Below are 13,643 nucleotides of genomic sequence, written 5' to 3' on the forward strand. Positions count from 1 at the left end.
CCTTGTCGCAACAGTACGAACTCGACGTCCTCGACCCGGCCACGGAGGAGGTGATCGCTACCGTCCCGGGGGCCCTGGAGACGGACGTCGACACCGCCGTACGCCGGGCCGCCCGCGCCCAGGAGCGGTGGGCCGCCCTCGCACCCGGCGAACGGGCCCGGCTGCTGCGCCGGTTCGCCGTCGCCGTCGACGAACACCGCGAGGAACTCGCCCAGTCGGAGGTCCGGGAGGCCGGGCACACCGTCGGCAACGCCCGCTGTGAGGCCGGCAACGTCCGCGACCTGCTCGACTACGCCGCCGGGGGAGTGGAACGGCTCACCGGCCGGCAGATCCCGGTCCCCGGCGGCCTCGACGTCACCCTCCTCGAACCCCTCGGGGTCGTCGGCGTCATCGCCCCCTGGAACTTCCCCATGCCCATCGCGGCCTGGGGCACCGCCCCCGCCCTCGCCGCCGGCAACGCGGTCATCCTCAAGCCCGCCGAGACGACCCCGCTCACCGCCCTCCGCCTCGCCGAACTCGCCCTGACGGCAGGCCTGCCCGAGCACCTCTTCCAGGTACTCCCCGGCCGCGGCGACATCGCAGGCGAGGCGCTGGTCCGCCACCCCGGCGTCGCCAAGATCGTGTTCACCGGCTCCACCCGCGTCGGCAGGCGCATCATGGCGCTCTGCGCCGACCAGGTGAAGCGCGTCACCCTCGAACTCGGCGGCAAGAGCCCCAACCTCGTCTTCGCCGACGCCGACCTGGAGGCCGCCGCGGCAGCCGCACCCATGTCCTTCCTGGACAACTCCGGCCAGGACTGCTGCGCCCGCACCCGCATCCTCGTCCAACGGTCGGTCCACGACCGCTTCCTGGAACTCCTGGCCCCCGCGATCGAGTCCGTGACCGTCGGCGACCCGGCCGACGAGCGGACGGACATGGGCCCGCTGATCTCCAGGGCCCAGCTGGAACGCGTCCGTTCGTACGTCGACGCCGACGCGCCCGGCATCCGCGGCAAGGCCCCCGAAGGCCCCGGTTTCTGGTTCCCGCCGACCGTCCTCACCGGCGTCGACCCACGCGCACGGGTGGCCGCCGAGGAGGTCTTCGGACCCGTCGCCGTGGTCCTCCCCTTCGACGACGAAGCCGACGCCGTCCGCCTCGCGAACGACACCGAGTACGGCCTCTCCGGCTCGATCTGGACCCGGGACGTCGGCCGCGCCCTGCGCGTCTCCCAGGCCGTCAAGGCCGGCAACCTGTCCGTCAACTCCCACTCCAGCGTCCGCTACTGGACCCCCTTCGGCGGCTTCAAGCAGTCGGGGATCGGCCGCGAACTCGGCCCGGACGCGCTCACCGCCTTCACCGAAACCAAGAACGTCTTCATCAGCACGGAAGGCCCCGCACAGTGACCGCTGAGACCCCTGAGATCGTCTGCCGCCGCCTCGTCGGCCGCACCGCCGTCATCACCGGAGCCGGCAGCGGCATCGGCCTCGCCACCGCACGGCGGCTCGCCTCCGAGGGCGCCCACGTCGTCTGCGGCGACGTCGACGAGACCCGCGGCAAGGCCGCCGCCGAGGAGGTCGGCGGGCTCTTCGTGAAGGTCGACGTCACCGACGCCGAACAGGTCGAGGCCCTGTTCAAGACCGCCTTCGACACCTACGGCAGCGTCGACATCGCCTTCAACAACGCCGGTATCTCGCCGCCCGACGACGACTCCATCCTGGAGACCGGCCTCGAGGCCTGGAAGCGCGTCCAGGAGGTCAACCTCACCTCCGTCTACCTGTGCTGCAAGGCCGCCATCCCCTACATGCGGCAGCAGGGCAGGGGCTCCATCATCAACACCGCGTCCTTCGTGGCGAGGATGGGCGCGGCGACCTCGCAGATCTCCTACACCGCCTCCAAGGGCGGCGTCCTCGCCATGTCCCGTGAACTGGGCGTGCAGTTCGCCCGGGAGGGCATCCGCGTCAACGCGCTCTGCCCCGGACCGGTCAACACCCCGCTGCTCCAGGAGCTGTTCGCCAAGGACCCCGAGCGCGCCGCCCGCCGCCTGGTGCACATCCCGCTCGGCCGGTTCGCCGAGGCCGAGGAGATCGCCGCCGCCGTCGCCTTCCTGGCCAGCGACGACTCCTCCTTCGTCAACGCCAGCGACTTCCTGGTGGACGGCGGGATCTCTGGGGCGTACGTCACGCCCCTCTAGGACTCCGTGTACGGAGCCCTGCCCCCGCCCTACAGTGCGGGAGTGAGCATGACGCCGCCCGGCTGGTACGCCGACCCCGAGGCCCCGCACCTGGAGTGCTGGTGGGACGGACGGGCCTGGACCGAGCACCGGCGCACCCCGACCGGTCTCCCCGCGCCGCCGAACCCGGCGGCGCGGGCGTCCGGGCGGGCCAAGGCGGTCGCGCTGACGTCCGCCGCGGCCGTGCTGGCGACGGCGATAGTCACCGGCGCGACCGTGCTCCGCACCGACGAGGCGGCCGGCCGAGCCGACACCGCGGTCGGCGCCGCCCCCAGCGCGGCGGCGCCCCGGTCCCTCGTCGTCGACCAGCTCAACGGCATCACCCTGCCGGTACCGGCCGGCTGGACCGGCTCCTCGTACCTCGCCCAGGACGACGTCGTGATGACCACCGACGGCACCTACGCCTGCCCGGCCGACACCGGCCGGTGCCGCCACGGCCAGGTCATCAGCCGGACGGCCGGCAGCGCCGACGGCACCTCCCCGCGCACCGTCGCCGAACGGGACGTCCCCGCCGCGGCCGAGGAGGCCTACGGCCAGGACCCCGGCGGCCGGCGCCCGTACGGCGGCATCCGGTCCCATCGGGTCGTCAAGGCCGGACAGGTCGCCGTGGCGGGCCGCGACGGCTACCTGGTGCGCTGGAGGGTGCGGACCGCCGACGGACCGGGCGGCTACGTCCAGTCCCTGGCCTTCCCGTCCGACACCGGCGTACCGGCCCCCGTCGTCGTCCGGTTCGTCTTCGACGCGGGCCCGGACGGACCGCCGCTGTCCGACATGGACGCCATCACGAAGGGCATCCGCCCGGCGGACCACCCCTAGGCCCCCGCAGGCACCTAGAGGAACGTGTGGCCCTCGCCCCGGTACGTCGGCACGGTCGCCGTCACGCGGTCGCCCTCGACCAGCTGCAACTCGGCGAACCGCTCGCACAGTTCACCCGCCTTGGCGTGCCGGAACCACACCTTGTCGCCGATCAGCAGGTCGTCCGCCGCCGAGCCGAGCAGCGGGGTCTGCACCTCGCCGGGGCCCTCCTGAGGGTCGTACGACAGCCCCTCCGGGAGGTACGGCACCGGCAGCCGGTCGGGTCCCGGGGCACCCGAGGCCGGGTAGCCGCCGCCGAGGACGGTCACGACCCCGACACCGGGCCGCCGGACCACCGGCATGGCGAACAGGGCGGCCGGACGGCCGGTGAACGACGTGTAGTTGTCGAAGAGACGCGGCACGTACAGACCCGACCCGGCCGCTATCTCGGTGACCGCGTCCTCCGCCGCCGTGGTCTGCACGCTGCCCGTGCCGCCGCCGTTGACGAACTCCAGGTCCGGCGCCACCGCCCGGACCGCCCGCACCACCGCGGCCCGCCGCTCGGCCAGCTCCCGGCGGGCGGTGGCCTGCATCAGCCGCACCGCGCGGGAGCGCAGCGGCCGGCCGGCGACGTCGTCCCCGACCCCGGCGATGTGCCCCTCGTACCCCATGATCCCGACCAGCTTGAAGCCGGGCCGCCGGGCCACGGTCCGGGCGAGGTCGGCGAGCTGGGCGGGGGAGTACAGCGGCGAACGCCGGGCCCCGACCCGCACCCGGCCCCCGAGCAGCTTCAGCGAGGTGTCCAACTCCAGGCAGACCCGGACCACTTCGCTCCCGCCGTCCCGGGCGGCGTCGATCAGGTCGAGGTGTGCCGGGTCGTCGATCATCACGGTCACGGCGGCGGCCAGCTTCGGATCGGCGGCCAGCTCGGCGAACGCGTTCCGGTCGGCGGACGGATACGCCAGCAGGATGTCGTCGAACCCCGACCGCGCGAGCCACAGCGACTCCGCGAGCGTGAACGACATGATCCCCGCGAAGCCCTCCTTCGCGAGCACCCGCTCCAGCAGGTGGCGGCAGCGCACGGACTTGCTCGCGACCCGGATCGGCTTGCCGCCGGCCCGCCGCACGAGATCGTCCGCGTTGGCGTCGAAGGCCTCCAGATCCACGATCGCGAGGGGAGCCTCTAGAGGGGCGGTGGCCCGGTCGTAACGGGCCCGGTCGGCGGCGCGCGCAGTCATGAACGAAGCCTGCCAGACAGGATTACCGCAGGGTAGGGGGACGATCCGGGCAGATGCCGCGGGCCCGTGGACTGGTTGCCGTTCGCGCTCGCACAACCCGTAGAGTGACGCGCACGTACGGCGGAACGACCGGGCGCCTGACCCGCGCCGGGATGCGGGTCCGCGCGTGCGGGTATGCGTGCCCGGGGGCGGACGCCTTCGCACCGGGGAGCACGACGGCCCGTACGAGGAGTTGGCCCGGGCACGAGGAAACGGGGGGCGCATGAGCAGCGAAGCGCGGCACGCCCCGATCCCACGGCGCCCCTCGTCCGACCACGCCCCGACGGAGCCCACCGGGGAGCCTGCGCCAACGGCCGACGGGACCCGGCCGGGCGGCGGCGGGAGCGGCCGGGGCGATGCCCCGGGTGCGGCCGACGCGCCCCGCCGGGCGGACCGGCCCGGGTTCTTCGACCGGCCGGCCCGGATGAACCGGTCGCAGCGGCCGGACGTATCCACTGGTGGGGCCGGGACCACCGGGCAGGACCAGCTGCCTGGACGGCCCGGTGGGCAGCAGAGTCGTGAAGACCGGACGAGTCGGGGCGGTGCGGTGGGGCAGGTCGAACAGGGTACGGGGGACCGGGCTGTCGGCCGCTCGACGTCCGCCGAACACATCGTTCGGCCCCGCCGGCCCGGCCTCCGGCCGCCGCAGGACCAGCCGCCTCGGGACACCTCCCCCACACCCCTGCCGCCGCCACCGGCCTCGGCCCGCTTCCCGGACAGACCCCCGGCGCCTTCCGGCCGGGAGCCCGGTCGGTCGGTGCCGCCGACGCCGTCCGGGTTCTTCGGCGGGGATATCGGCAGGGAGACCGTCGGGGAGGCCGGCCGACGGGGGCCGTCGACGCCCTCGGACCGGGAGCCCGGCCGTGCCGCACCGCCCGCGCCCCCCGGCCGGGAGCCCGGGCGGACCGCGCCGTTCCGGCTGTCGTACGGTCCGGGCCCGTCGCCGCGGCGCGCGGATTCCGGGTCGCAACCCCCCGTCCCGCCGCGCCCCCTCCGCGCGGCGGCGGAACCGGAGCCGACGTCGGAGCCGGACGAGCGGCGTGGTGCCACCGGGCCCGCGCCCGCGCGCCCGGGCACACCGTCCGCGCCGTCGGGCGACAGGACCGGCGGCCCGTCCGGCACGGCCGGGCCCGGACGGCTCGAACCGCAGCGCGGCGAGTACCCGACCAGCTCCCTCGGCGCGCAGGACTCGGGCAGCGCGTGGAGCCCGCACATGCGGACGTTCCCCGTCCCGACCGCCCCGCCCCGCCCCACGTCACCCCCGAAGGCCACCCCACCGCCACCCCGGCCGGCCCGTCCGCCGTCCACCGGCACCCCACCGCGCCCGACGGCCGCCCCGACGGCCGGCACTCCCGCGCGCCCGGCCGGCCCTCCGCCCGCCGGCACTCCCGCGCGTCCCGCGGACCCTCCGGCGGCGGGCGCCGCACCGCCCGCGACCGGGCGCGCGTCGACCGGTGTTCCCCCGCGTCCCGCGGGATCCCCCGCGCCCGGCAGTTCCTCGCGTCCGGCGCGTGTTCCGGGAGCCGGTGCACCTCCGCGTCCGGCCGGACCCGCGGGGCCAGGCGTCCCCGCGCGCCCGACGAGCGTCCCGGCGTCCGGTGCCCCGCCGCGTCCGACAGTGCCTCCGGCAGCCGGAGGCCCGGGGGGCGAGGCGCCGTCTAGGCCGGGTGGCCCGGCGGGGCTCCCGGACAGTGGCACCCAGCCGCGTCCCGCCGCTTCGTCGGCGACCGGTACGGCGTTCCCGGGCGTCGACGGTCCCGCACGCCCGGCGGCGGGGGCGCCGCCACGGCCCTCGGCCGCTCCGACCACGGCCCGCCCGGACTCCGCCACCGTGCCGCCTCCCGCGCCCGCTCCCACCCCCGTGCCGCCTTCCTACCGCGACACCGCCCCGCCGATACATCCCTTCCGCCCCGCCCCGGACCCGTCGATGTCCTGGAGCGCCTCCGCGGGAACTCCCGGCCGGGAGCGGCCCGTTGTGACCTTCGGTGAGCCCGAGGGGTACGACGAGCGGGGGCGGGGGCTGTCGTTGGCCGGTCGCGTGGCGCCTCGCACGGTCGCTGCCGCCGCCTGCATGGTCCTCGGCCTCGGCCTCATCGGCGGCGCGGTGACCGGCGGCTGGATCGTCGACGACGGCGGTGACGCGGGCGCGGCGACCAGCTTCAGCTCAACCGCCGGCCTCTGGCACAACGTGCCCGTCGACGAGCTGTTCCCGCGCACCGTACAGGGCACCGGCGCCGGCCCCGGCGGAGCCGACCGCACCTGGACCCGGATCGCCGTCGCCCCCGCCACCGGCTGCACCGGCGCCTTCGACCCGCTGCTGCGCAAGGCCCTCGCGCCCGTCGGCTGCCAGCGCCTGATCCGCGCCACCTACACCGACGCCACCCAGAGCTACGTGACGACCGTGGGCCTGCTCTTCACCAAGGCCGACGCGGCCGGCATGACCGCCCTCGCCAAGCGGTTCACGGACGAACGCCTGGACCGCCGAACCGACCTGCTGCCCCTCCCGTACGCCGCGAAGGACACCGCCGCCGAGCGGTTCGGCCCGCACCAGCGTGCCTCCTGGACGATCTCCGTGCTCACCGACGCCCCGGTCGTCGCCTACGCCGTCTCCGGCTGGGCCGACGGCCGTACCGTCGACACCCCGCAGCCCGCCGCCGACGCCGAGGCGTCCGGCGCCACCACGGCCGCGGCCCAGGCGGGCCTCGGCAACGAGGCGGAGGGCCTGGCCGACCGCGTCGAACGGCGGCTGCGCCAGAACATCGTCGGTCCGGCCACGGAGAAGCCCTCATGAAACGCCGCGCCACCGGTGCCGCGGTGAGCCTGCTGCTGGCCGGCTCGCTCGCCCTGCTGCCGTCCACCACCGCGTACGCGGACAGCATCCGCGCCCAGCAGTGGGGCCTGTCCGCCCTGCACCTGGACGAGGCCTGGCAGACCACCAAGGGCAGGGGCATCACCGTCGCCGTGCTGGACACCGGCGTCGAGGCCGACCACCCGGACCTCGCGGGCAACGTCCTGGCCGCCAAGGACATGATCGGTTTCGGCGCCGGGCCCGGCGACCGGGACTGGGCCCGGCACGGCACCGCCATGGCCGGCATCATCGCCGGTCACGGCCACGGGGTCGGCAACGGCGACGGCGTGATGGGGGTCGCCCCCGAGGCCAGGATCCTGCCCGTCCGGGTCATCCTCGAAGACGGCGACAGCGCCCGCGCCAAGGCCCGCTCCACCCGGGGCAACGCCCTCGCCGAGGGCATCCGCTGGGCCGCCGACCACGGCGCCGACGTCATCAACCTCTCCCTCGGCGACGACTCCGACTCGGCGCACCCCGAGCCCAGCGAGGACGAGGCCATCCAGTACGCCCTGAAGAAGGACGTCGTGGTCGTCGCCTCGGCCGGCAACGGCGGCGACAAGGGCGACCACATCTCCTACCCGGCGGCCTACCCGGGCGTCATCGCCGCCACCGCCGTGGACAAGTTCGGCACCCGCGCCGACTTCTCCACCCGCCGCTGGTACGCCACGGTCAGCGCGCCCGGCGTCGACATCGTCATCGCCGACCCGGACCACAAGTACTACGAGGGCTGGGGGACGAGCGCCGCCTCCGCCTTCGTCTCCGGTGCCGTGGCCCTGATCAAGGCCGCCCACCCCGGGCTGACCCCGGCCCAGATCAAGAAACTCCTGGAGGACACCGCCCGCGACGCCCCGGCCGGCGGCCGAGACGACTCCCGGGGCTTCGGCATGATCGACCCGGCCGCCGCCATCAAGTCCGCGGCCAGGCTCAAGACGCAGAACCTGACCTCCGCGTCCTACAGCAAGAAGTACTTCGGCTCGGGCCCCGACCCGGAGGAGAAGTCGTCGACCGCAACCGACTGGGCAGCACCCCTGGCCGGCGGCTCGGGCGGCGTACTGCTCGTCGCGTCGGTGGTCCTGTGGCGGAGCCGCAGAAGAACAACTTGACGCGCAGTTCCCACCGGGCCCCGTGAGGGGCGCTGGGGGTCCCCCCGGCCGAAGGCTGGGGGAGGAACTGCGCGACCAGCCCCCACCGGGCCCGCACCCGCGCGCGACCCCCGGAACCCTCCCCCTACTGCGAAGCCGAAGCCGAAGCAGACGCCGAGTCAGAGGCCTCCGTGAAGGACCCCACCGCCGCCTTCGCCGCCGCCTCCACCAGCGACATCCCCTTCGCCTGGCTCACGGTCCCCTTCGACAGCACGGCCACCAGATAGTCCGTCCCGCCCACCGTCACCCGCCCGATGCTGTTCACGTCCCACAACCCGGTCGTGCTCCGCGCCAGCCACCCGTTCTTCAGCGCGAACTCCGAACCGTCGGCCACGGCCGAGACCCCCCACCGCTGGTCCGACTCGACCGTCTTCATCAGCCCCTGGATGTACGCCCGCGAGGCCTCGCTCAGCTTGGACTCGTCCCCGAACACCTGCTGGAGCAGCGTGAGCTGGTCGGCGGCCGTGGTCTGCGTCAGCCCCCACAGCGCCCCGTCGCCGCCCTCGGTCGACGTCAGCCCGAACCGCTTGTTCGCCGCGTCGAGGCCCGCCGCCTTGCCGATGACGTCCCACAGCTGGGACGCCGACGTGTTGTCGCTGTTCTCGATCATCTTCGTGGCGTACGCCTTCTCCGTCGCCGTCAGATGCCGGTCGGCGTCCTGCGCCTGGAGCAGCAGCGTCGCCAGGATGTCGACCTTGACGATGCTCGCGGTGTCGAAGGCCGAGTCGCCGTAGGCCGCGCTGTCGCCGGAGTCCAGGTCGAGGACGGCGGCCGAGACCTTCGCCCCGGACGGCACGGTGACCTTCGCCAGCGCCGAAGCCAGCAGCGCGTCCCGGTCCACGGCCGGTTCCGTCACGGGCTCCACCGATGCCTCCCCACTCGCCGAGGCCGAGGCCGAGGAGGACGGCGCCGGCGACGTCGCCGAGGATACGGAGTTTTCGCGCGCGTGCGCCTTCACGTACACCGTCCCCGCCGCGGTGACCCCGACGACGGCGACCGAGGCGAGCGAGACGTAGAGAAGGGCCCGGCGCCGGGGCCGGGCGCGGCGGCGGGCCCGGCGGGATCCTGGGGTGGCTCTGGGGGACTCCATGCCCGCGATGCTCGGGGCGGCGACTGTGCGAGCCGTTTGCCGGACGTTAGAAGTAGGTCAGGGAAATCTGAGATTCCCGTGAAAGCCGTGTCGAGCCGGTTTCGGGGGCCGCACAACCGCAGCAGCATCCCACCGATAGGGTCGGGGACCGTGGCGAACAAGAACATTCCCGACTCCGGCTTCTCCGACGACGACGGCTCCGCCGACCCCCGGCTGGCCGCCGCGCTGGCCGCCTGGGCCGCCGACCGAGGCGCCGTCGCGCCGGTCCTGGAGGCGCTGAAGGGCGCCCGGCTCCTGGTTCCGGTGGTCGCCGTGCTCGGCGAGGTCGAGGAGGACGAGAACGGGCTGCGCCGCGAGAAGACCAGTGACATGGCCGTCCCCACCCTGAAGGCGGGCGGCCGGACCGCCCTGCCGGCCTTCACCTCCACCGAGTCGCTGGCCCGCTGGGACCCGGCGGCCCGGCCGGTCGCCGTACCCCTGCACCAGGCGCTGCAGGCCGCCGCGCACGAGAAGGCCGACACGGTGGTGCTCGACCTGTCGGGACCGGTGCCGTTCGAGCTGACCGGTGCCGCGCTGCTCGCCCTCGCCGAGGGGCGTACCACCGCCGACCCGCTTGCCGACCCGGCCGTGGTCGGGGCCGTCCGGGCCGCGGTGGCCGCCGAGCCGGCCGTGCTCCGCGCCCACCTCGGGCCGGGGGCCGCCGACGGGACGCTGGCGCTGGTCCTGGACCCGGCCGCCGCACCGCCCGCCGAGGCCGCCCGGGCCGTCGCCGAGCGGCTGGCCGCGGACGAGACACTGCGGGCCCGCCTGGTGCGTGGCCTCGACCTGGCACTGCTGCCGGCCGGGACCACGCCTCCGGGCGAGCCCCTGTACGTGAGGAACTGAGCGGCGGCTAGCCGTAGACCGGGCCGGTGTACTTCTCGCCGGGGCCCTTGCCGGGCTCGTCGGGGACGATCGAGGCCTCGCGGAAGGCCAGCTGGAGCGACTTCAGGCCGTCCCGCAGCGGCGCCGCGTGGAACGAGCTGATCTCGGTCGCCGAGGCGTCGAGCAGCCCGGCGAGGGCGGTGACCAGCTTGCGGGCCTCGTCCAGGTCCTTGTACTTGTCGCCCTCCTCGGTGAGACCGAGCTTCACGGCCGCGGCGCTCATCAGGTTGACGGCGACCGTCACGATCACCTCGACCGCGGGGACCTCGGCGATGTCGCGGGTCATCTCGTCGAAGTCGGGCTGCCCGGCGTCACCGGGGCCGGGAAGGGGTGTCTCACTCATGCCCCACACGATAGGCGCAAGGGCGCGGAGGCTCTTACTTAGCCCCAGGCCGTCTCAATTAGCCCTGTCTCGGCTTTGCTGCTAGCCTGATGTGACGACCGGCCGGACGGTTATGCCTTGCAGCTAGCCGAACCGGCCCACAAGTGGAGGCTTCGAACTCCCACCCGACTGCCCTACGGGCGGCGGGTCACCGGTCAGACGGTCGCTTCGCCGTTCACGGCGACGGCGTTCCGTCCGATTCTGCGCCCCGCGATCCTCGCGGCGGTGTTCCGGTAGTTCGAGGAGCCCCGCCTGTGATCGTCCGGGGCATTTTTTCTGCTTCGGTGCGGTTAGGTCTTACGGAAACAGACGTTACGCGACTGCCCGCCAGGCTGCCGTGTGGTGCTACCGAGGAGGATCCATCAGCACCGAGCCCCGCATCAACGACCGGATTCGCGTTCCCGAGGTGCGACTTGTCGGTCCCAGCGGCGAGCAGGTCGGGATTGTCCCGCTTGCCAAGGCGCTGGAGCTTGCGCAGGAGTACGACCTGGACCTGGTCGAGGTCGCGGCGAACGCCCGTCCGCCCGTGTGCAAGCTCATGGACTACGGGAAGTTCAAGTACGAGTCGGCCATGAAGGCCCGTGAGGCGCGCAAGAACCAGGCGCACACGGTCATCAAGGAAATGAAGCTCCGGCCGAAGATCGACCCGCACGACTATGACACCAAGAAGGGTCACGTCGTCCGGTTCCTCAAGCAGGGCGACAAGGTCAAGATCACGATCATGTTCCGTGGTCGCGAGCAGTCCCGGCCCGAGCTGGGCTACCGACTGCTGCAGCGGCTCGCGGAGGACGTCCAGGACCTCGGTTTCGTCGAGTCGAACCCGAAGCAGGACGGCCGGAACATGATCATGGTTCTCGGTCCGCACAAGAAGAAGACCGAGGCGATGGCCGAGGCCCGTCAGGCGCAGGAGGCCCGCAAGGCGGATGCGAAGGCCAACCCCGGCCGCTCGCAGAACGCTGCCGAGCTCGAAGCGGCCGATGTGCCTGTCGAGGAGCCCGCCGAGGAGCACGCCGAGGCGTGATCCCGGGGTCAACGCCCCAGGTCGACGCCAGGGGCGCGAGTCCCAGGATGTAACCGATACAAGAGCGACGTTCCACCGTGCCCGGTTTCGCGACCGGGCACCGGAGCGCCACCGACGAGGAGATAACGGCGCTATGCCGAAGAACAAGACGCACAGCGGTGCCAGCAAGCGCTTCAAGGTCACCGGCTCCGGCAAGGTCCTGCGTGAGCGCGCCGGCAAGCGCCACCTGCTCGAGCACAAGTCGTCCCGTGTGACGCGTCGCCTCACCGGCAACGCCGAGATGGCCCCGGGTGACGCCGCGAAGATCAAGAAGCTTCTCGGCAAGTGACACGAGGCGCCACCCGGCGCCCTGAGTCAGCAGTACCGGGACCCAGTCGTTTCCGGGCCGCGTGAGTCCAACCGCGGCCCCGCTACAAGGAGTAAAAAGTGGCACGCGTCAAGCGGGCAGTCAACGCCCACAAGAAGCGCCGGGCGATCCTCGAGGCGGCCTCCGGCTACCGCGGTCAGCGTTCGCGCCTGTACCGCAAGGCCAAGGAGCAGGTCACCCACTCGCTGGTCTACAACTACAACGACCGCAAGAAGCGCAAGGGCGACTTCCGTCAGCTGTGGATCCAGCGCATCAACGCCGCTGCCCGCGCCAACGGCATCACCTACAACCGCTTCATCCAGGGTCTGAAGGCCGCGAACGTCGAGGTCGACCGCAAGATCCTGGCCGAGCTGGCCGTCAACGACGCCAACGCTTTCGCCGCGCTCGTCGAGGTGGCCCAGAAGGCGCTGCCGTCGGATGTCAACGCCCCCAAGGCGGCGTGACGCTGCGCTGGCTTCGGCCGACGTGACGTGAGGACCCGCAGGCTTCAGAGCTTGCGGGTCCTGTTGTTGCCGCAGCGTCCTGCTGTCTTTCGGCTGCAGGCGGGTGGGGGTTGATCGCGCAGTTCCCCGCGCCCCTCAAAGACAAAGACCCGGCACCGCGCCAACGCGGGCGAGTGAAACCGTTGCCCCGGCCCAGGGCTCGGCACCGCCGAAAACGTACGTCGTGGTTGCTCGCCGTTGCGGCGGGAAATCTTTCGCTGAAGGTGAAGAACGAACATGCCCACCCCCGAGCTGATCTCCCCCCGTTCCGCCCGTGTGGCCGCTGCTCGGCGGCTGGAGCGGCGGAACTTCCGGGGGAAGGAGCGGCTGTTTCTTGCCGAGGGGCCGCAGGCCGTGCGGGAGGCGGCCGGGCATCGGGTCGGTGACACGGCGACGCTCGTCGAGGTGTTCGCGACCGTCGAGGCCGCGGAGCGGTACGCCGACATCATCGGAGAGGCCAGGGCGGCCGACGCCCGGATCCACCTCGCCTCCGAGGACGTCATCGCCGACATCTCCACCACCGTGACGCCCCAGGGACTCGTCGGGGTGTGCCGGTTCCTGGACACGCCGTTCGAGGAGATCCTCGCCGCCCGGCCCAGGCTCGTCGCCGTGCTCGCCAACGTGCGCGACCCCGGCAACGCCGGCACCGTGCTGCGGTGCGCCGACGCCGCCGGTGCCGAGGCCGTCGTACTCACCGACGCCTCCGTCGACCTGTACAACCCCAAGGCCGTGCGCGCCTCCGTCGGCTCCCACTTCCACCTGCCCGTCGCCGTCGGCGTCCCCGTCGAGCAGGCCGTGGCCGGGCTGAAGGGCGTCGGTGTGCGGATCCTCGCCGCCGACGGGGCCGGAACCGACGACCTCGACGACGAGCTCGACAAGGGGACCATGGGCGGGCCCACGGCCTGGGTGTTCGGGAACGAGGCCTGGGGGCTCCCGGAGGAGACCCGCGCGCTGGCGGACGCGGTCGTGCGCGTTCCGATCCACGGGAAGGCCGAGAGCCTGAACCTCGCCACCGCCGCCGCCGTATGTCTCTATGCATCGGCCCGTGCACAGCGCGCCTCTGGAGGGTGCCGTTCCGTCACGCAGAGCTAGTAGGGTGACCAGCT

General features: G+C 73.4%; 13 protein-coding genes. 10 read left to right on the plus strand and 3 right to left on the minus strand.

Going from position 1 to position 13,643, the window contains the following annotated elements:
- The first annotated feature begins 2 nt into the window (after nt 1-2).
- From AB0D74_RS13175 to AB0D74_RS13185, 3 genes are read left to right on the plus strand one after another with little or no spacing between them, the layout of a single operon-like run.
- On the plus strand, nt 3-1,382 hold the full coding sequence (locus AB0D74_RS13175; RefSeq protein ID WP_362584388.1) for an aldehyde dehydrogenase family protein: 1,380 nt from the start codon (nt 3-5) through the stop codon (nt 1,380-1,382).
- Nucleotides 1,379-2,170 (plus strand): 3-oxoacyl-ACP reductase, encoded by a 792-nt coding sequence (locus AB0D74_RS13180; protein ID WP_362584391.1) that lies wholly within the window; start codon nt 1,379-1,381, stop codon nt 2,168-2,170. Before AB0D74_RS13175 ends, AB0D74_RS13180 begins: the two co-directional genes overlap by 4 nt.
- Before the next feature lie 48 nt (nt 2,171-2,218).
- On the plus strand, nt 2,219-3,025 hold the full coding sequence (locus tag AB0D74_RS13185) for a DUF2510 domain-containing protein (RefSeq protein ID WP_362585110.1): 807 nt from the start codon (nt 2,219-2,221) through the stop codon (nt 3,023-3,025).
- A gap of 14 nt (nt 3,026-3,039) precedes the next feature.
- Here the strand turns inward: AB0D74_RS13185 and AB0D74_RS13190 are convergent, their stop codons facing one another.
- Entirely contained in the window at nt 3,040-4,242 is a 1,203-nt protein-coding gene (locus AB0D74_RS13190; RefSeq protein WP_362584394.1) for an amino acid deaminase/aldolase, read from the minus strand.
- Nucleotides 4,243-6,256: 2,014 nt separating this feature from the next.
- On the opposite strand from AB0D74_RS13190, the gene AB0D74_RS13195 reads away from it, so the two are divergent.
- Both AB0D74_RS13195 and mycP read left to right on the plus strand, forming a co-directional pair.
- The gene (locus AB0D74_RS13195; protein ID WP_362584397.1) at nt 6,257-7,072 is read left to right on the plus strand and encodes a hypothetical protein; all 816 of its coding nucleotides are present in this window, start codon (nt 6,257-6,259) and stop codon (nt 7,070-7,072) included.
- Entirely contained in the window at nt 7,069-8,232 is a 1,164-nt protein-coding gene (gene mycP / locus AB0D74_RS13200) for a type VII secretion-associated serine protease mycosin (RefSeq protein ID WP_362584399.1), read from the plus strand. The genes AB0D74_RS13195 and mycP overlap by 4 nt, the downstream gene beginning before the upstream one ends.
- Nucleotides 8,233-8,356: 124 nt before the next feature.
- On the opposite strand, the gene AB0D74_RS13205 is transcribed toward mycP, so the two are convergent.
- Nucleotides 8,357-9,361 carry a serine hydrolase gene (locus AB0D74_RS13205; protein ID WP_362584402.1) on the minus strand — a complete coding sequence of 335 codons (1,005 nt, stop codon included), beginning with the start codon at nt 9,359-9,361 and terminating at the stop codon, nt 8,357-8,359.
- 150 nt (nt 9,362-9,511) lie between these two features.
- On the opposite strand from AB0D74_RS13205, the gene AB0D74_RS13210 reads away from it, so the two are divergent.
- Nucleotides 9,512-10,246 (plus strand): SseB family protein, encoded by a 735-nt coding sequence (locus AB0D74_RS13210; protein ID WP_362584405.1) that lies wholly within the window; start codon nt 9,512-9,514, stop codon nt 10,244-10,246.
- Nucleotides 10,247-10,253: 7 nt separating this feature from the next.
- Here the strand turns inward: AB0D74_RS13210 and AB0D74_RS13215 are convergent, their stop codons facing one another.
- Entirely contained in the window at nt 10,254-10,628 is a 375-nt protein-coding gene (locus tag AB0D74_RS13215; protein ID WP_362584408.1) for a DUF1844 domain-containing protein, read from the minus strand.
- Nucleotides 10,629-11,004: 376 nt separating this feature from the next.
- Here AB0D74_RS13215 and infC point away from each other — a divergent pair, with 376 nt between their 5' ends.
- From infC to AB0D74_RS13235, 4 genes are all read left to right on the plus strand, one after another.
- Nucleotides 11,005-11,688 (plus strand): translation initiation factor IF-3, encoded by a 684-nt coding sequence (gene infC / locus AB0D74_RS13220; protein WP_362584411.1) that lies wholly within the window; start codon nt 11,005-11,007, stop codon nt 11,686-11,688.
- 133 nt (nt 11,689-11,821) lie between these two features.
- Entirely contained in the window at nt 11,822-12,016 is a 195-nt protein-coding gene (rpmI, locus tag AB0D74_RS13225) for a 50S ribosomal protein L35 (RefSeq protein WP_016576627.1), read from the plus strand.
- A 98-nt stretch (nt 12,017-12,114) separates the two neighbouring features.
- Complete coding sequence (rplT, locus tag AB0D74_RS13230) at nt 12,115-12,498, plus strand: 50S ribosomal protein L20 (RefSeq protein ID WP_020938960.1); 384 nt, start codon at nt 12,115-12,117, stop codon at nt 12,496-12,498.
- Between the two features lie 276 nt (nt 12,499-12,774).
- Nucleotides 12,775-13,629, plus strand: a complete 855-nt coding sequence (locus tag AB0D74_RS13235; protein ID WP_362584415.1) for an RNA methyltransferase — start codon at nt 12,775-12,777, stop codon at nt 13,627-13,629.
- Nucleotides 13,630-13,643 lie beyond the last annotated feature (14 nt).

It is taken from the genome of Streptomyces sp. NPDC048278 (assembly GCF_040652195.1).
GTDB lineage: Bacteria > Actinomycetota > Actinomycetes > Streptomycetales > Streptomycetaceae > Streptomyces.

Coding starts and splice junctions, on each gene's coding strand:
- AB0D74_RS13185 (WP_362585110.1), top strand. CDS start 2,219: ATGACGCCGCCCGGCTGGTACGCCGACCCCGAGGCCCCGCACCTGGAG.
- AB0D74_RS13190 (WP_362584394.1), bottom strand. CDS start 4,242: ATGACTGCGCGCGCCGCCGACCGGGCCCGTTACGACCGGGCCACCGCC.
- AB0D74_RS13215 (WP_362584408.1), bottom strand. CDS start 10,628: ATGAGTGAGACACCCCTTCCCGGCCCCGGTGACGCCGGGCAGCCCGAC.
- AB0D74_RS13205 (WP_362584402.1), bottom strand. CDS start 9,361: ATGGAGTCCCCCAGAGCCACCCCAGGATCCCGCCGGGCCCGCCGCCGC.
- AB0D74_RS13235 (WP_362584415.1), top strand. CDS start 12,775: ATGCCCACCCCCGAGCTGATCTCCCCCCGTTCCGCCCGTGTGGCCGCT.
- mycP (WP_362584399.1), top strand. CDS start 7,069: ATGAAACGCCGCGCCACCGGTGCCGCGGTGAGCCTGCTGCTGGCCGGC.
- rpmI (WP_016576627.1), top strand. CDS start 11,822: ATGCCGAAGAACAAGACGCACAGCGGTGCCAGCAAGCGCTTCAAGGTC.